General features: G+C 59.7%; 21 protein-coding genes. 20 read left to right on the forward strand and 1 reads right to left on the reverse strand.

Annotated features, from left to right (window positions below):
• The first annotated feature begins 11 nt into the window (after positions 1–11).
• From rplX to bfr, 18 genes are all read left to right on the forward strand, one after another.
• Positions 12–326: a 50S ribosomal protein L24 gene (gene rplX, locus ACQ4N9_RS12260; RefSeq protein ID WP_023629180.1), complete on the forward strand. Its 315-nt coding sequence runs from the start codon at positions 12–14 to the stop codon at positions 324–326.
• Between the two features lie 20 nt (positions 327–346).
• Positions 347–886: a 50S ribosomal protein L5 gene (gene rplE / locus ACQ4N9_RS12265; RefSeq protein ID WP_003255474.1), complete on the forward strand. Its 540-nt coding sequence runs from the start codon at positions 347–349 to the stop codon at positions 884–886.
• 13 nt (positions 887–899) lie between these two features.
• Entirely contained in the window at positions 900–1,205 is a 306-nt protein-coding gene (gene rpsN, locus ACQ4N9_RS12270) for a 30S ribosomal protein S14 (RefSeq protein WP_023629181.1), read from the forward strand.
• 210 nt (positions 1,206–1,415) lie between these two features.
• Positions 1,416–1,808 (forward strand): 30S ribosomal protein S8, encoded by a 393-nt coding sequence (gene rpsH, locus ACQ4N9_RS12275; RefSeq protein ID WP_110996348.1) that lies wholly within the window; start codon positions 1,416–1,418, stop codon positions 1,806–1,808.
• Between the two features lie 12 nt (positions 1,809–1,820).
• Positions 1,821–2,354, forward strand: a complete 534-nt coding sequence (gene rplF, locus ACQ4N9_RS12280) for a 50S ribosomal protein L6 (protein WP_110996349.1) — start codon at positions 1,821–1,823, stop codon at positions 2,352–2,354.
• A gap of 10 nt (positions 2,355–2,364) precedes the next feature.
• A complete protein-coding gene (gene rplR, locus ACQ4N9_RS12285) occupies positions 2,365–2,715 on the forward strand; it encodes a 50S ribosomal protein L18 (RefSeq protein WP_011531893.1) in 351 nt (116 codons plus the stop codon).
• Positions 2,716–2,718: 3 nt separating this feature from the next.
• Positions 2,719–3,219, forward strand: coding sequence for a 30S ribosomal protein S5 (gene rpsE, locus ACQ4N9_RS12290; protein ID WP_046857343.1), 501 nt, complete (start codon positions 2,719–2,721; stop codon positions 3,217–3,219).
• A 2-nt stretch (positions 3,220–3,221) separates the two neighbouring features.
• Complete coding sequence (gene rpmD / locus ACQ4N9_RS12295) at positions 3,222–3,398, forward strand: 50S ribosomal protein L30 (RefSeq protein WP_011531895.1); 177 nt, start codon at positions 3,222–3,224, stop codon at positions 3,396–3,398.
• Between the two features lie 3 nt (positions 3,399–3,401).
• On the forward strand, positions 3,402–3,836 hold the full coding sequence (gene rplO, locus ACQ4N9_RS12300) for a 50S ribosomal protein L15 (RefSeq protein ID WP_110996350.1): 435 nt from the start codon (positions 3,402–3,404) through the stop codon (positions 3,834–3,836).
• A complete protein-coding gene (gene secY, locus ACQ4N9_RS12305; RefSeq protein WP_003257108.1) occupies positions 3,837–5,168 on the forward strand; it encodes a preprotein translocase subunit SecY in 1,332 nt (443 codons plus the stop codon).
• A gap of 30 nt (positions 5,169–5,198) precedes the next feature.
• Positions 5,199–5,315, forward strand: a complete 117-nt coding sequence (gene rpmJ / locus ACQ4N9_RS12310; protein WP_032116397.1) for a 50S ribosomal protein L36 — start codon at positions 5,199–5,201, stop codon at positions 5,313–5,315.
• A 129-nt stretch (positions 5,316–5,444) separates the two neighbouring features.
• Positions 5,445–5,801 (forward strand): 30S ribosomal protein S13, encoded by a 357-nt coding sequence (gene rpsM, locus ACQ4N9_RS12315; protein WP_003255457.1) that lies wholly within the window; start codon positions 5,445–5,447, stop codon positions 5,799–5,801.
• 18 nt (positions 5,802–5,819) lie between these two features.
• Positions 5,820–6,209 (forward strand): 30S ribosomal protein S11, encoded by a 390-nt coding sequence (gene rpsK / locus ACQ4N9_RS12320; RefSeq protein ID WP_003255454.1) that lies wholly within the window; start codon positions 5,820–5,822, stop codon positions 6,207–6,209.
• Positions 6,210–6,224: 15 nt separating this feature from the next.
• Positions 6,225–6,845, forward strand: a complete 621-nt coding sequence (rpsD, locus tag ACQ4N9_RS12325) for a 30S ribosomal protein S4 (protein ID WP_110996351.1) — start codon at positions 6,225–6,227, stop codon at positions 6,843–6,845.
• 22 nt (positions 6,846–6,867) lie between these two features.
• On the forward strand, positions 6,868–7,869 hold the full coding sequence (locus ACQ4N9_RS12330; RefSeq protein WP_003255452.1) for a DNA-directed RNA polymerase subunit alpha: 1,002 nt from the start codon (positions 6,868–6,870) through the stop codon (positions 7,867–7,869).
• Between the two features lie 42 nt (positions 7,870–7,911).
• Positions 7,912–8,298: a 50S ribosomal protein L17 gene (rplQ, locus tag ACQ4N9_RS12335; protein WP_003255451.1), complete on the forward strand. Its 387-nt coding sequence runs from the start codon at positions 7,912–7,914 to the stop codon at positions 8,296–8,298.
• A 171-nt stretch (positions 8,299–8,469) separates the two neighbouring features.
• Positions 8,470–9,909 (forward strand): catalase, encoded by a 1,440-nt coding sequence (locus ACQ4N9_RS12340; protein ID WP_390966524.1) that lies wholly within the window; start codon positions 8,470–8,472, stop codon positions 9,907–9,909.
• A gap of 163 nt (positions 9,910–10,072) precedes the next feature.
• On the forward strand, positions 10,073–10,537 hold the full coding sequence (bfr, locus tag ACQ4N9_RS12345) for a bacterioferritin (RefSeq protein ID WP_347150017.1): 465 nt from the start codon (positions 10,073–10,075) through the stop codon (positions 10,535–10,537).
• A 65-nt stretch (positions 10,538–10,602) separates the two neighbouring features.
• Here bfr and uvrA read toward each other — a convergent pair whose 3' ends face one another.
• A complete protein-coding gene (gene uvrA / locus ACQ4N9_RS12350) occupies positions 10,603–13,437 on the reverse strand; it encodes an excinuclease ABC subunit UvrA (RefSeq protein ID WP_347150018.1) in 2,835 nt (944 codons plus the stop codon).
• 129 nt (positions 13,438–13,566) lie between these two features.
• Here uvrA and ACQ4N9_RS12355 point away from each other — a divergent pair, with 129 nt between their 5' ends.
• Complete coding sequence (locus ACQ4N9_RS12355; protein WP_110996354.1) at positions 13,567–14,961, forward strand: MFS transporter; 1,395 nt, start codon at positions 13,567–13,569, stop codon at positions 14,959–14,961.
• Positions 14,962–14,970: 9 nt separating this feature from the next.
• Positions 14,971–15,519: a single-stranded DNA-binding protein gene (locus tag ACQ4N9_RS12360; protein ID WP_110996355.1), complete on the forward strand. Its 549-nt coding sequence runs from the start codon at positions 14,971–14,973 to the stop codon at positions 15,517–15,519.
• The last annotated feature ends 65 nt before the right edge of the window (positions 15,520–15,584 follow it).

The following is a 15,584-nucleotide window of genomic DNA, read 5'->3' on the forward strand; positions in this document are numbered from 1 at the left end:
GGAGATCCGACATGCAAAAGATTCGTCGTGACGACGAGATCATCGTGATCGCCGGCAAAGACAAAGGTAAGCGCGGTAAGGTGCTGAAGGTTCTCGCTGATGACCGTCTGGTCATCGGTGGTGTCAACCTGGTCAAGCGTCATACCAAGCCTAACCCGATGGCGGGCGTCCAGGGCGGTATCGTCGAGAAAGAAGCGCCACTGCACGCTTCCAACGTTGCCATCTTCAACAGCGAAACCAACAAAGCTGACCGCGTTGGTTTCAAAGTAGAAGAAGGTAAGAAAATTCGTGTCTTCAAGTCGACCCAAAAAGCGGTTGATGCTTGAACACTGCTAGGTAGAAGACCATGGCACGACTGAAAGAGATTTACCGGAACGAAATCGCTCCTAAGCTTAAGGAAGAACTTAAGCTGTCGAACGTGATGGAAGTTCCTCGCGTTACCAAAATCACCCTGAACATGGGTCTGGGCGAAGCGATCGGCGACAAGAAAGTCATCGAGCACGCTGTTGCTGACCTGGAAAAGATCACCGGTCAAAAGCCGGTCGTGACTTTCGCTCGTAAATCCATCGCGGGCTTCAAAGTCCGTGAAGGCTGGCCGATCGGCGTCAAGGTGACCCTGCGTAGCGACAAGATGTACGAATTCCTGGACCGCCTGCTGGCGATCTCCCTGCCTCGGGTTCGCGACTTCCGCGGCCTGAATGCCAAGTCCTTCGATGGTCGTGGCAACTACAGCATGGGCGTGAAAGAGCAGATCATCTTCCCGGAAATCGACTACGACAAGATCGATGCTCTGCGCGGTTTGGACATCACCCTGACCACCACTGCTCGTTCGGACGACGAAGGCCGCGCTCTGCTGCGCGCTTTCAAGTTCCCGTTCCGCAACTGATTGGAGTAGGAAAATGGCCAAGAAGAGCATGAAAAACCGCGAGCTGAAGCGTCAGCTCACGGTAGCCAAGTACGCCAAAAAGCGTGCCGAGCTGAAAGCGACCATCGTCAACCTGAACGCCTCTCCTGAAGAGCGTTTCGCTGCCGTTGTCGCCCTGCAGAAGCAGCCACGTGACGCCAGCGCTTCGCGCATGCGTAACCGCTGCCGCATCACCGGTCGTCCGCACGGCGTGTACCGCAAGTTCGGCCTCGGCCGTAACAAGCTGCGCGAAGCCGCCATGCGTGGTGATGTGCCAGGTCTGGTCAAGGCCAGCTGGTAATCCCAGTTGGCGTGACCACCGGCGGAAGGGGAGAGATCTTCCGACCGCCGGTGACCTCGCAAAGAAACAAGCCCCTATATGGGGCTTGTTTCGTTTCTGCCTTGTGTCTAGAATGACCGGCTCACCTGAGCCTGGGTTTTTTACCCTGCCTGCCCGGGTGGTTGTGATAGCCGCAAGGCTAATAATTCTTGTATCAGGAGCATCTAGCCCATGAGTATGCAGGACCCGTTAGCGGACATGCTAACTCGCATCCGTAATGCCCAGATGGCTGAAAAGTCTGTCGTAAGCATGCCTTCCTCCACGCTGAAGGTTGCGGTTGCCAAAGTACTGAAAGACGAAGGTTACATCGCCGGCTACGAAGTCAGCGGCGAAGCCAAGCCTTCCCTGTCGATCGAACTGAAGTACTTCGAAGGCCGTCCGGTCATCGAGGAACTGAAGCGCACCAGCCGTCCAGGCCTGCGCCAGTACAAGGCCGTCACTGACCTGCCGAAAGTACGTGGCGGTCTGGGCGTGTCTATCGTCTCCACCAACAAAGGTGTGATGACTGACCGCGCTGCGCGCGCTGCCGGTGTCGGCGGCGAAGTTCTGTGCACAGTGTTCTAAGGGGAGATAGGCATGTCTCGCGTCGCTAAGAACCCCGTTAAGCTGCCAGCAGGCGTCGAAGTCAAATTCGCCGGCCAGCAGCTTTCGGTGAAGGGTGCCAAGGGCACTCTCGAACTGAACGTTCACTCGTCTGTTGAAGTTACCGAAGAAGCTGGCGAGCTGCGTTTCGTCGCTCGCAACGGTGATCAGCAAGCTCGCGCCATGGCCGGTACCACCCGCGCCCTGGTGAACAACATGGTCCAGGGCGTAAGCCAAGGCTTCGAGCGCAAGCTCCAGCTGGTCGGTGTTGGTTACAAGGCACAGGCCAAGGGCACCATCCTGAACCTGGCTCTGGGCTTCTCGCACCCAGTGGATTACGAACTGCCAGCCGGTATCACCGCTGAAACTCCTAGCCAGACCGACATCCTGATCAAGGGTATCGACAAGCAGCTGGTAGGTCAGGTGGCCGCTGAAGTCCGCGGTTTCCGTCCGCCAGAGCCTTACAAGGGCAAGGGTGTGCGTTACGCGGATGAAGTAGTCCGTCGTAAAGAAGCCAAGAAGAAGTAGGGCCTAGCAAATGACCGACAAAAAAGTTACTCGACTGCGTCGCGCTCGCAAAGCACGCCTGAAAATGCACGAGCTCGAAGCCGTGCGTCTGTGCGTGTTCCGCTCCTCGCAGCACATCTACGCCCAGGTCATCTCGGCCGACGGCAGCAAGGTTCTGGCAAGTGCCTCGACCTTGGACAAAGAACTGCGTGATGGTGCCACCGGCAACATCGACGCGGCCACTAAGGTTGGCAAGCTGGTAGCTGAGCGTGCGAAAGCCGCCGGTGTATCTCAAGTTGCCTTTGACCGTTCCGGCTTCAAGTACCATGGCCGCGTCAAAGCGCTGGCTGATGCTGCTCGTGAAGGCGGGCTGGAGTTCTAAGTTATGGCAAATAACGATCAAAAGCGCGACGAAGGCTACATCGAGAAGCTGGTTCAAGTTAACCGCGTTGCCAAGACCGTCAAAGGCGGCCGTATCTTCACCTTCACCGCGCTGACCGTGGTAGGTGATGGCAAGGGCCGCGTTGGCTTCGGCCGTGGCAAATCGCGCGAAGTACCAGCTGCGATCCAGAAAGCTATGGAAGCTGCTCGTCGCAACATGATTCAGGTTGACCTGAAAGGCACCACCCTGCAGTACGCCACCAAGGCCGCCCACGGCGCCTCGAAGGTTTACATGCAGCCTGCCTCGGAAGGTACCGGTATCATCGCCGGTGGCGCAATGCGTGCCGTCCTGGAAGTTGCTGGCGTTCAGAACGTCCTGGCCAAGTGCTACGGCTCGACCAACCCAGTGAACGTGGTACACGCCACCTTCAAGGGTCTGAAAGCCATGCAATCCCCTGAGTCCATTGCTGCCAAGCGCGGCAAGACTGTTGAGGAGATCCGCTGATCATGGCAACCGTTAAAGTTACGCTGATCAAGAGCGTCTCGGGCCGTATCCCTAACCACAAACTGTGCGTCAAGGGTCTGGGTCTGCGTCGTATCGGTCACACTGTAGAAGTCCAGGATACTCCCGAGAACCGCGGGATGATCAACAAGGCTTACTACATGCTGAAGGTCGAGGGTTAATCGATGAAACTCAATGATCTGAGTCCAGCGCCGGGTTCCCGTCGCGAGAAGCACCGTCCGGGCCGTGGTATCGGTAGCGGTCTGGGCAAGACTGGTGGCCGTGGTCACAAAGGTCAGACTTCGCGTTCCGGTGGCACCATTGCTCCAGGCTTCGAAGGCGGTCAACAGCCGCTGCACCGTCGCCTGCCGAAGTTCGGCTTCGTATCCCTGAAAGCCATGGACCGCGCAGAAGTGCGTCTGTCCGAGCTGGCCAAGGTGGAAGGCGATCTGATCACCGTTCAGTCCCTCAAGGACGCCAACGTGATCGGCCAGCACGTACAGCGTGTGAAAATCATGCTGTCGGGCGAAGTCACTCGCGCAGTCACCCTCAAGGGTATCGCCGTCACCAAAGGTGCACGTGCGGCTATCGAAGCAGCTGGCGGCAAGTTCGAGGAATAAATGGCTAAGCAAGGTGCTCTCTCTTCGCTCGGTAAGGGCGGGATGTCGGAACTCTGGGCTCGTCTGCGTTTTCTGTTCATGGCGATCATCGTCTATCGGATTGGCGCGCACATCCCGGTACCAGGCATTAACCCGGACCGTCTCGCGGATCTGTTCCGGCAGAATGAGGGGACCATTCTTAGCTTGTTCAACATGTTTTCCGGCGGCGCGCTGGAGCGCATGAGCATCTTTGCACTGGGGATCATGCCGTACATCTCGGCATCGATCATCATGCAGCTCATGACCGCTGTCAGCCCGCAGCTGGAGCAGTTGAAGAAGGAAGGTGAAGCTGGCCGTCGCAAGATCAGCCAGTACACCCGCTACGGCACCGTTATCCTGGCGCTGGTTCAAGCCATTGGCATGTCCATTGGCCTGGCCAACCAGGGCGTGGCGTTTTCTGTTGGCCTCGGCTTCCATGTCGTCGCCGTCTCCACCTTTGTGGCAGGCGCGATGTTCATGATGTGGCTGGGTGAGCAGATCACCGAGCGCGGTGTGGGCAACGGTATCTCGATGTTGATCTTCGCAGGTATCGTTGCCGGTCTTCCGAGAGCAATCGGGCAGTCTTTCGAGTCTGCGCGTACAGGCGATATCAACATCTTCGCCCTGGTCGCTATCGGTTTGCTGGCAGTAGCGATTATCGGTTTCGTGGTGTTCATTGAGCGTGGTCAGCGTCGTATCGCCGTTCACTACGCCAAGCGTCAGCAGGGCCGCAAGGTCTTCGCTGCGCAGACCAGCCACCTGCCGCTGAAAGTGAACATGGCGGGCGTAATCCCGGCCATTTTCGCGAGCAGCATCTTGCTGTTCCCGGCTTCGCTGGGTGCCTGGTTCGGTCAGTCCGAAGGTATGGGCTGGCTGCAGGACATCTCGCAGTCGATCGCTCCTGGTCAGCCGTTGAACATTCTGCTGTTTAGTGCAGGGATCATTTTCTTCTGCTTCTTCTACACAGCGTTGATGTTCAATCCGAAAGACGTAGCGGAAAACCTGAAGAAGTCCGGTGCCTTTATTCCGGGCATCCGTCCTGGTGAGCAGTCGGCGCGCTACATTGATGGCGTTCTGACCCGTTTGACCATGTTCGGTGCTCTTTACATGATGGCCGTGTGCCTGCTGCCCCAGTTCCTGGTGGTGGCTGCAAACGTGCCGTTCTACCTTGGCGGGACCTCGTTGCTGATTGTGGTAGTGGTTGTGATGGACTTCATGTCCCAAGTACAATCGCACCTCGTTTCGCACCAGTACGAATCCCTGATGAAGAAAGCCAACCTGAAAGGCTACGGCGGCAGCGGTCTGCTGCGCTGATCTAGCCCCTTAAGGTTCGAGGAGTCGGTAATGAAAGTTCGTGCATCGGTGAAAAAGCTGTGCCGCAACTGCAAGATTATTCGTCGCGAAGGTATCGTGCGCGTGATCTGCAGCGTGGAACCGCGTCACAAGCAGCGCCAAGGCTGAGTGTGATCTGCGTCAAACCCAGCAGCTAGTGTGCTGCTGGGTTGATTATTCGTTTCTACAGCGATATTATCTCGCGCCCTATTTCTTGGCTTCCGGGGCGTAGGTAGCTGTCAATTGGAGTCCCACTGAATGGCCCGTATTGCAGGCGTCAACATTCCAGATAACAAGCATACTGTTATCTCGCTGACCTACATCTATGGTGTCGGTCGCACTACTGCACAGAAAATCTGTGCAGACGCTGGTGTCAACCCAGCCGCAAAGATCAAGGATCTGAGCGACGAGCAAATCGAAACCCTGCGTGGCGAAGTTGCGAAGTTCACCACCGAAGGTGACCTGCGTCGTGACATCAACATGAAGATCAAACGCTTGATGGACCTGGGTTGCTACCGCGGCCTGCGTCATCGTAAAGGTCTGCCGGTTCGCGGTCAGCGCACCAAGACCAACGCACGCACCCGTAAGGGCCCGCGTAAGCCGATCCGCAAGTAATCGCCCAGGAATATAGACATGGCAAAACCTGCTGCTCGTCCTCGTAAAAAAGTCAAAAAGACAGTGGTTGATGGCATCGCCCACATCCATGCGTCTTTCAACAACACCATCGTGACCATCACCGACCGTCAGGGCAACGCACTGTCCTGGGCGACCTCCGGTGGTTCGGGTTTCCGTGGTTCGCGCAAATCCACCCCGTTCGCAGCTCAGATCGCTGCTGAGCGTGCTGGTCAAGCTGCGCTGGAATACGGTCTGAAAAACCTCGACGTCAACGTCAAGGGTCCAGGTCCGGGTCGTGAATCCGCCGTTCGTGCACTGAACAGCTGCGGCTACAAGATCGCCAGCATCACCGACGTGACGCCAATCCCGCATAACGGGTGCCGTCCGCCGAAGAAGCGTCGCGTGTAATCAGGAGACAGATAAATGGCACGTTACATTGGTCCAAAATGCAAACTGTCTCGCCGTGAAGGCACTGACCTGTTCCTGAAGAGCGGCGTTCGCGCTCTGGAATCGAAGTGCAACATCGAAGCAGCCCCAGGTATCCACGGCCAGCGCCGTGGCCGTCAGTCCGACTACGGTACCCAGCTGCGCGAGAAACAAAAAGTTCGTCGTATCTACGGTGTTCTGGAGCGTCAATTCCGCGGTTACTACCAAGCGGCTGCCTCGAAGAAAGGCGCCACTGGTGAGAACCTGCTGCAGATGCTCGAGTCCCGTCTGGACAACGTCGTCTACCGTATGGGCTTCGGTTCTACCCGTTCCGAGTCCCGTCAGCTGGTTTCGCACAAAGCGATCAGCGTCAACGGCAAGACCGTGAACATTCCATCCTACCAAGTTCGTCCGGGTGACGTGGTCGCAGTTCGCGAGAAGTCGCTGAACCAGCTGCGCATTGTTCAAGCCCTTGAACTGTGCTCTCAGCGTGGCCGCGTTGAGTGGGTAGACGTGGATGCTGCTAAAAAGTCGGGCGTTTTCAAGAACGTTCCTGCTCGCAGCGACCTGTCCGCCGACATCAACGAAAACCTGATTGTCGAGCTCTACTCCAAGTAAGGGCTAGAAAATAGGTGCATCCATGCAGATTTCGGTAAATGAGTTTCTGACACCCCGCCACATTGATGTGCAGGTTGTCAGTCCAACCCGCGCCAAGATCACGCTCGAGCCTCTCGAGCGTGGCTTCGGCCATACCCTGGGCAACGCGCTGCGCCGCATCCTGTTGTCCTCCATGCCTGGCTGTGCAGTAGTCGAGGCCGAGATCGATGGCGTACTCCATGAGTACTCCGCGATCGAAGGTGTACAGGAAGACGTCATTGAAATCCTGTTGAACCTGAAAGGCCTGGCTATCAAACTGCACGGTCGTGACGAAGTTACGCTGACCTTGTCGAAAAAGGGTTCGGGGGTGGTTACCGCTGCCGATATTCAGCTGGATCACGATGTCGAGATCGTCAACCCCGATCACGTAATCGCGAACCTGGCGTCCAACGGCGCCCTGAACATGAAGCTCACTGTAGCTCGTGGTCGCGGTTACGAGCCGGCCGACTCCCGTCAGACCGACGAAGACGAAAGCCGTAGCATTGGCCGTCTGCAGCTGGACGCTTCGTTCAGCCCGGTGCGTCGTATCGCCTATGTGGTCGAGAACGCCCGTGTTGAACAGCGTACCAACCTGGACAAGCTGGTCATCGATCTGGAAACCAACGGTACCCTGGATCCTGAAGAGGCCATCCGTCGTGCCGCGACCATCCTGCAACAGCAGCTGGCCGCGTTCGTCGACCTCAAAGGTGACAGCGAGCCGGTTGTGGTCGAGCAGGAAGACGAGATCGATCCGATCCTGCTGCGCCCGGTTGACGACCTGGAACTGACCGTACGTTCGGCCAACTGCCTCAAGGCGGAGAACATCTACTACATCGGCGACCTGATTCAGCGTACCGAAGTAGAGCTGTTGAAGACTCCTAACCTGGGCAAGAAGTCCCTGACTGAAATCAAGGACGTCCTGGCCTCCCGTGGTCTGTCTCTCGGCATGCGCCTCGACAACTGGCCGCCTGCAAGCCTTAAGAAAGACGACAAGGCGACAGCCTGATCGTCGTAATCACCGAACGTTGTGTTTGGTAAGGAATGAATCATGCGTCATCGTAAAAGTGGACGTCACCTGAGCCGTACCAGCTCTCACCGCAAAGCTATGTTCCAGAACATGGCTGTGTCGCTGATCGAGCACGAGCTGATCAAAACCACCCTGCCGAAAGCCAAGGAACTGCGCCGCGTTGCCGAGCCGCTGATCACCCTGGCCAAGGAAGACAGCGTTGCCAACCGCCGTCTGGCCTTCGACCGTACTCGTTCGAAGTCCGCTGTTGGCAAACTGTTCAACGATCTGGGCAAGCGCTACGCCACCCGTCAGGGCGGCTACCTGCGCATCCTGAAGTGCGGTTTCCGCGCTGGCGACAACGCGCCTATGGCGTACGTCGAGCTGGTTGATCGTCCAGTCGGTGGTGCTGTAGAAGCTGCCGAGTAAGACGTTCTGTCTGCTACAAAGAACCGGGCCTAGTGCCCGGTTTTTTGTTGCCTGATGAATTGTCATTTTCTATTGATGCAAGTCAGGCAATGAATTTGTTCGTGTAACACCGCTCGTCAATACTCTCTCCAAGCCGATTAGCCGGCCATTCAAGACCGATAAGGAGAGCCCATGAGCAAGATTCTCACCACCGCCAGCGGTGCACCTGTAGCCGATAACCAGAATTCCCGTTCCGCCGGCCCGCGCGGCCCGCTGTTGCTCGACGATTTCCACCTGCTCGAGAAGCTCGCCCACTTCAACCGCGAGAACATTCCTGAGCGCCGTGTACATGCCAAAGGCTCGGGCGCCTACGGTACTTTCACCGTTACCGGCGATATCACCGGCTACACCAGCGCCAAGCTGTTCAGCGCCGTCGGCAAACAGACCGAGACCTTCCTGCGTTTCTCCACCGTGGGTGGCGAGCGCGGCTCTGCCGATACCGAGCGCGACCCACGCGGCTTTGCGGTCAAGTTCTACACCGAGGAAGGCAACTGGGACATTGTCGGCAACAACACGCCGGTCTTCTTCATTCGTGACCCGCTGAAATTCCCGGATTTCATTCACACCCAGAAGCGCCACCCGCAGAGCAACCTGAAGAACGCCCAGATGATGTGGGACTTCTGGTCGCATTCGCCCGAGGCACTGCATCAGGTCACCATCCTGTTCTCCGATCGCGGCATCCCGGACGGCTACCGTCACATGCACGGTTTCGGCAGCCATACCTACAGCCTGATCAACGACAAGGGTGAGCGCACCTGGGTCAAGTGGCACTACAAGACACAACAGGGCATCAAGAACCTGGCCCCTGCCGAAGCCGCGCGCCTGGCCGGCAGCGACCCTGATTACGCCCAGCGCGACCTGTTCGAGGCCATCGAACGTGGCGATTACCCGCGCTGGACCGTGTGCATCCAGGTGATGAGCGAAGCCGAGGCTGCAAGCCGTCAGGAGAACCCGTTCGACGTGACCAAGACCTGGTCGCAAAAGGACTATCCGCTGATCGAGGTCGGCGTGCTGGAGCTCAACCGCAATCCGCTCAACTACTTCGCCGAAGTCGAGCAGGCCACGTTCGGCCCGAGCAATATGGTCCCGGGTGTGGGGCTGTCGCCAGACCGCATGCTGCAAGGCCGCGTATTCGCCTACGCCGACGCCCACCGCTACCGCGTGGGTACCAATCACCAGCATCTGCCGGTGAACGCGCCGCGCAGTCCCGTGCACAGCTACCAGCGCGATGGCGCCATGGCGAGCGGCAGCTACGGCAGCGCGCCGAACTACGAACCGAACAGCTTCAGCGATGCGCCCAAGCAGTCGCCGCGTCATGCCGAGCCGTCGTTGGCCCTCGATGGTGCGGCTGATCGCTACGATCACCGCGAGGACAACGACTACTACAGCCACGCCGGCGCACTGTTCCGCCTGATGAGCAACGAACAACGAGCGCTGCTGATCAACAACATCGCCGGTACCATGGCCAATGTCAGCGAGGACGTCATCCAGCGCCAACTGCAGCACTTCTACAAGGCCGCTCCGGCCTATGCGCAAGGCATTGCCAAAGCTCTGGGCATAACCCTTGCCTAAGTCGAAGTGATAAAAAGAACCGCCCTCATTTGGGCGGTTTTTCAATGAAAATCACTACGGTTTAGCCGATTATTTGCCGTTAATTGCGCATTTTCCCGTGACCACGCGCAAAAGCTGGTTCAAACTATGAGCTATCGACGCATTCACAGGGAGAAGCAGGGCGATGCAAGGTCACCCGGACGTAATCAACTACCTCGTCATGTTGCTGAAGGGCGAACTGGCAGCACGCGATCAATACTTCATTCATTCACGGATGTATGAAGATTGGGGCCTGGGCAAGCTCTTCGAGCGCATCAACCACGAGATGGAAGAAGAGACGCAGCACGCCGATGCGCTGATGCGCCGTATCCTCATGCTCGAAGGCACCCCGGACATGCGCGCTGACGATCTGGAAGTGGGCAGCACCGTGCCCGAGATGATCGCTGCCGACCTCAAGCTCGAGTACAAAGTCCGCGCCGCGCTGTGCAAGGGCATCGAGCTGTGCGAGCTGCACAAAGACTACATAAGCCGCGACATCCTGCGCGCGCAGTTGGCCGATACCGAAGAAGATCACACCTACTGGCTGGAGAAGCAGCAGGGCCTGATCAAGGCCATCGGCCTGGAGAACTACCTGCAGTCGCAGATGTAAGTTATCCACAGCTGCAAAAAAGCCCCTGTCACTCGCATGACAGGGGCTTTTTCATGGGCGCGAGATCAGGCCCGATCTCGCTCCAGCAGTGGTTTCAGGTAGTGCCCGGTATAGGACTGCTGCTTCTCGGCCAGCTCTTCAGGCGTACCGACGGCAATGATCTGCCCACCCTTGGAGCCACCCTCCGGCCCCAGGTCCACCAACCAGTCCGCCGTCTTGATCACATCCAGGTTGTGCTCGATGACCACCACGGTGTTGCCGTGGTCGCGCAGACGATGCAGCACGTCCAGCAGTTGCTGGATATCGGCGAAGTGCAAACCTGTGGTCGGTTCGTCGAGGATGTACAGGGTCTTGCCGGTATCGCGCTTGGACAGTTCGCGCGACAGCTTGACCCGCTGCGCCTCGCCGCCCGACAGCGTGGTGGCTGACTGCCCCAGCTTGATGTAGGAAAGCCCCACGTCCATCAGCGTCTGCAGCTTGCGCGCCAGTGCCGGCACCGCGTCGAAGAACCCACGGGCATCCTCGATGGTCATTTCCAGCACCTCGTGGATGTTCTTGCCCTTGTACTTGATCTCCAGGGTTTCGCGGTTATAGCGCTTGCTCTTGCACACATCGCACGGCACGTAGATGTCCGGCAGGAAGTGCATTTCCACCTTGATCAGGCCGTCGCCCTGGCACGCCTCGCAGCGCCCGCCCTTGACGTTGAACGAGAAGCGCCCCGGGCCATAGCCACGGGAGCGTGCCTCTGGCACGCCGGCGAACAGCTCACGGATCGGCGTGAAGATGCCAGTGTAGGTCGCCGGGTTCGAACGCGGGGTGCGGCCGATCGGGCTCTGGTCGATATCGACCACCTTGTCCAGGTGTTGCAGGCCATCGATGCTGCTGTGCGGTGCCGGCTCCAGGGTGCTGGCACCGTTGAGCGCGGTGGCCGCCAAGGGGAACAGGGTGTTGTTGATCAGCGTCGATTTACCCGAGCCGGACACACCGGTCACGCAGGTCAAAAGGCCAATCGGCAGTTCCAGGTCGACGTTCTGCAGGTTGTTGCCGCGCGCGCCCTTGAGCTTGAGCGACAGCTTCTTGTTGCGCGGGGTGCGCTTGGCCGGCACGACAATCTTCTTGCGCCCGGACAGGTACTTGCCGGTCAGCGAATCGGGGTGTGCCATCACTTCGTCCGGTGTGCCCTCGGCGACGATCTGCCCGCCATGCACGCCGGCCCCAGGGCCGATATCGACCACGTAGTCGGCCAGGCGGATAGCGTCCTCGTCGTGTTCCACCACGATCACCGTGTTGCCCAGGTCGCGCAGGTGGTTGAGGGTGGCCAGCAGGCGGTCGTTGTCCCGTTGATGAAGGCCGATGGACGGTTCGTCGAGGATGTACATGACGCCCACCAGGCCGGCGCCGATCTGGCTGGCCAGGCGGATCCGCTGGGCCTCACCGCCGGACAGGGTGTCGGCGCTGCGGTCGAGGGTCAGGTAGTCGAGGCCGACATTGACTAGGAACTGCAAGCGCTCGCAGATCTCTTTGAGGATCTTCGCCGCGATCTCGCCACGGCGGCCGGTCAGGGTCAGGTCGCTGAAGTAGTTGCTGGCTTCACCGATCGGCAGGTTGGTCACCGCCGGCAGGGTCTTCTCGCCCACCCACACATGCCGCGCCTCACGGCGCAGGCGGGTGCCGCGGCAGTCGGGGCAGGGCTGGGTGCCAAGGAACTTGGCCAGCTCTTCGCGCACGGTGGCCGACTCGGTCTCGCGGTAGCGGCGCTCGAGGTTGGGCACGATGCCTTCGAACGGGTGCGAGCGCTTGACGATATCGCCCCGGTCGTTGAGGTACTTGAAGTCGACGCTTTGCTTGCCGCTGCCGTGCAGGATGACCTTCTGGTCCTCGGCCGACAGCTCGCCGAACGGCTGTTCAAGGCTGAAGCCATAGTGCGCCGCCAGCGAGCCGAGCATCTGGAAGTAATAGACGTTGCGCCGGTCCCAGCCGCGTATCGCCCCCTCGGCCAGGGTCAGCTCGCTGTTGACCAGGCGCTTGGTATCGAAGAACTGCTTCACCCCCAGGCCATCGCAGGTCGGGCAGGCGCCGGCCGGGTTGTTGAAGGAGAACAGCTTAGGTTCCAGCTCGCTGATCGCATGGCCGCAGATCGGGCAGGCGAAGCGCGCGGAGAAGATCGTCTCTTCGCCGTCCTCGTCATCCATCGGCGCTACCAGGGCGATGCCGTCCGCCAGCTTGAGCGCGGTCTCGAACGACTCGGCCAGGCGCTGTTGCAGGTCGGCGCGCACCTTGAAGCGGTCCACCACCACATCGATGCTGTGCTTCTTCTGCTTGTCCAGCTTGGGCAGTTCGTCCAGTTCGTAGAGCTTGCCGTTGACCCGCGCACGCACGAAGCCCTGGGCGCGCAGCTCGTCGAACACCGCCAGGTGCTCACCCTTGCGCTCGCGGATCACCGGCGCCAGCAGCATCAGCTTGCTGCCTTCGGGGTTTTCCAGCACCAGGTCGACCATCTGGCTGATCGTTTGCGCTTCCAGCGGGATATCGTGGTCCGGGCAGCGCGGCGTGCCCACCCGCGCATAGAGCAGGCGCAGGTAGTCGTAGATCTCGGTGATGGTGCCCACGGTGGAGCGCGGGTTGTGCGAGGTGGACTTCTGCTCGATGGAAATCGCCGGCGACAGGCCTTCGATGGTGTCGACGTCGGGCTTTTCCATCATCGACAGGAACTGCCGGGCGTAGGCCGACAGCGATTCCACATAGCGGCGCTGGCCCTCGGCGTACAGCGTGTCGAACGCCAGCGACGACTTGCCGGAGCCGGACAGGCCGGTGATCACGATCAGCTTGTCCCGCGGTAGCGTGAGGTCGATGTTCTTCAGGTTGTGGGTACGTGCCCCACGAATCAGGATCTTGTCCACTGCGGCCTCGCTCGGCGGGCATAAACAAAGGAGTATACGGCGCGCTGCCAGTACGCGGCAAAGCGTCGCGCAGATGCCGCCAAGCCGTCGGACTGGTAGAATCGCCGCCGGTTCACACGAGGTTAATCCATGCACGACACCCACAACGAGCGCATGAGTGGCAGCGAAACCCGCGCCGCTAGCGGCCTGGCCCTGGTCTTTGCCTTTCGTATGCTGGGCATGTTCATGGTATTGCCGGTGCTGGCCACCTACGGCATGGACCTGGCCGGTGCCACGCCTACGCTGATCGGCCTGGCCATCGGCGCCTACGGCCTGACCCAGGCCGTGCTGCAGATTCCGTTCGGCATGATCTCCGACCGCATCGGCCGCCGCCCGGTGATCTACCTGGGCTTGGTGATCTTCGCCCTCGGCAGCGTGCTGGCGGCCCAGGCCGATTCGATCTGGGGCGTGATCGCCGGGCGCATCCTGCAAGGTGCCGGGGCCATTTCCGCAGCCGTGATGGCGCTGCTGTCCGACCTCACCCGCGAGCAACACCGCACCAAGGCCATGGCCATGATCGGCATGAGCATCGGCCTGTCGTTTGCCGTTGCCATGGTCGTCGGGCCGCTGCTGACTCGCGCCTTCGGCTTGTCAGGATTGTTCCTCGCCACTGCAGGACTTGCCCTGGTCGGTATCGCCCTGATCGCCTTCGTCGTGCCCAACACCCACAAGACCCTGCAGCACCGCGAGTCCGGCGTGGCCCGCCAGGCCCTGGGCCCGACCCTGCGCCATCCGGACCTTCTGCGCCTGGACGTGGGCATTTTCGTCCTGCACGCCATCCTCATGGCCAGCTTCGTCGCGCTGCCGCTGGCCTTCGTCGAGCGTGGCGGGCTGCCGAAGGAAGAGCACTGGTGGGTGTACCTGACCGCGCTGCTGGTTTCATTTTTTGCAATGATCCCCTTCATCATCTACGGCGAGAAGAAGCGCAAGATGAAACGCGTGCTGCTTGGCGCGGTCAGTGTGTTGCTGCTGGTGGAGCTGTTCTTCTGGCAGTGGGCTGACAACTTGCGCGGACTGGTGATCGGCACCGTGGTATTCTTTACCGCCTTCAACCTGTTGGAGGCATCCTTGCCTTCGCTGGTCAGCAAGGTGTCGCCCGCCGGTGGCAAAGGGACTGCAATGGGTGTGTACTCCACCAGTCAGTTCCTGGGTGCCGCGCTGGGAGGAATCATCGGTGGCTGGTTGTTCCAGCACGGTGGCCTGAGCATGGTGTTTCTCGGTTGCGCGGGGCTGTGTGCCCTGTGGCTGGTCACTGCGTTGCGCATGAACGAGCCGCCTTACGTGACCAGCCTGCGCATGCCGCTGACGCCAGAGGCAGTCCGGGAAGCCGGGCTTACCGAGCGCCTGATGGCCGTGCCGGGTGTGACCGACGCCGTGGTGGTGGCAGAAGAAGCCGCCATCTATATCAAACTGGATACGAAAATTTTGGACCGTGCGACCCTCGAGCGTCTGGTGAACCCAGCCTCTTCGGCGTGCGAAGCCTAGGAGAACGTTATGGCCCGTGGGGTTAACAAAGTCATTCTGGTCGGTACCTGCGGTCAGGATCCCGAAGTCCGCTACCTGCCCAACGGTAACGCCGTGACCAACCTGAGCCTGGCCACCAGCGAGCAGTGGACCGACAAGCAGTCCGGTCAGAAGGTCGAGCGCACCGAGTGGCACCGCGTTTCGCTGTTCGGCAAGGTTGCCGAAATCGCCGGCGAGTACCTGCGCAAAGGTTCGCAGGTGTACATCGAAGGCAAGCTGCAGACCCGCGAGTGGGAAAAAGACGGCATCAAGCGCTACACCACCGAGATCATTGTCGACATCAACGGCACCATGCAGCTGCTCGGCGGCCGTCCGCAGAACCAGCAGGGTGGCGGCGACCAGTACAACCAGGGTGGTGGCAACAACTACAACCAGGGTGGCGGCCAGCAGCAGTACAACCAGGCCCCGCGTCAGCAAGCCCAGCGTCCTCAGCAGGCGCCACAGCGCCCAGCGCCGCAGCAGCCGGCTCCGCAGCCAGCCGCCGACTTCGACAGCTTCGACGACGATATTCCGTTCTGATCGCAAGCGGTCGGCGTCACGCCAACTCCAAAACCCAGGGCATTTGCCCTGGGTTTTTTTATGGC

It is taken from the genome of Pseudomonas sp. ES1, assembly GCF_050586605.1.
GTDB classification, from domain to species: Bacteria; Pseudomonadota; Gammaproteobacteria; order Pseudomonadales; family Pseudomonadaceae; genus Aquipseudomonas; species Aquipseudomonas sichuanensis.

Excerpts from the sequence above, each read along its gene's own strand:
- rpsH (WP_110996348.1), top strand. The coding sequence starts at position 1,416 with ATGAGTATGCAGGACCCGTTAGCGGACATGCTAACTCGCATCCGTAAT.
- ACQ4N9_RS12340 (WP_390966524.1), top strand. The coding sequence starts at position 8,470 with ATGAGCAAGATTCTCACCACCGCCAGCGGTGCACCTGTAGCCGATAAC.
- rpsK (WP_003255454.1), top strand. The coding sequence starts at position 5,820 with ATGGCAAAACCTGCTGCTCGTCCTCGTAAAAAAGTCAAAAAGACAGTG.
- rpmJ (WP_032116397.1), top strand. The coding sequence starts at position 5,199 with ATGAAAGTTCGTGCATCGGTGAAAAAGCTGTGCCGCAACTGCAAGATT.
- rpsE (WP_046857343.1), top strand. The coding sequence starts at position 2,719 with ATGGCAAATAACGATCAAAAGCGCGACGAAGGCTACATCGAGAAGCTG.
- rpsM (WP_003255457.1), top strand. The coding sequence starts at position 5,445 with ATGGCCCGTATTGCAGGCGTCAACATTCCAGATAACAAGCATACTGTT.
- rpsN (WP_023629181.1), top strand. The coding sequence starts at position 900 with ATGGCCAAGAAGAGCATGAAAAACCGCGAGCTGAAGCGTCAGCTCACG.
- rplF (WP_110996349.1), top strand. The coding sequence starts at position 1,821 with ATGTCTCGCGTCGCTAAGAACCCCGTTAAGCTGCCAGCAGGCGTCGAA.
- rplX (WP_023629180.1), top strand. The coding sequence starts at position 12 with ATGCAAAAGATTCGTCGTGACGACGAGATCATCGTGATCGCCGGCAAA.
- ACQ4N9_RS12360 (WP_110996355.1), top strand. The coding sequence starts at position 14,971 with ATGGCCCGTGGGGTTAACAAAGTCATTCTGGTCGGTACCTGCGGTCAG.
- rplQ (WP_003255451.1), top strand. The coding sequence starts at position 7,912 with ATGCGTCATCGTAAAAGTGGACGTCACCTGAGCCGTACCAGCTCTCAC.
- secY (WP_003257108.1), top strand. The coding sequence starts at position 3,837 with ATGGCTAAGCAAGGTGCTCTCTCTTCGCTCGGTAAGGGCGGGATGTCG.
- rpsD (WP_110996351.1), top strand. The coding sequence starts at position 6,225 with ATGGCACGTTACATTGGTCCAAAATGCAAACTGTCTCGCCGTGAAGGC.
- rplE (WP_003255474.1), top strand. The coding sequence starts at position 347 with ATGGCACGACTGAAAGAGATTTACCGGAACGAAATCGCTCCTAAGCTT.
- rplO (WP_110996350.1), top strand. The coding sequence starts at position 3,402 with ATGAAACTCAATGATCTGAGTCCAGCGCCGGGTTCCCGTCGCGAGAAG.
- ACQ4N9_RS12330 (WP_003255452.1), top strand. The coding sequence starts at position 6,868 with ATGCAGATTTCGGTAAATGAGTTTCTGACACCCCGCCACATTGATGTG.
- bfr (WP_347150017.1), top strand. The coding sequence starts at position 10,073 with ATGCAAGGTCACCCGGACGTAATCAACTACCTCGTCATGTTGCTGAAG.
- rpmD (WP_011531895.1), top strand. The coding sequence starts at position 3,222 with ATGGCAACCGTTAAAGTTACGCTGATCAAGAGCGTCTCGGGCCGTATC.
- ACQ4N9_RS12355 (WP_110996354.1), top strand. The coding sequence starts at position 13,567 with ATGCACGACACCCACAACGAGCGCATGAGTGGCAGCGAAACCCGCGCC.
- rplR (WP_011531893.1), top strand. The coding sequence starts at position 2,365 with ATGACCGACAAAAAAGTTACTCGACTGCGTCGCGCTCGCAAAGCACGC.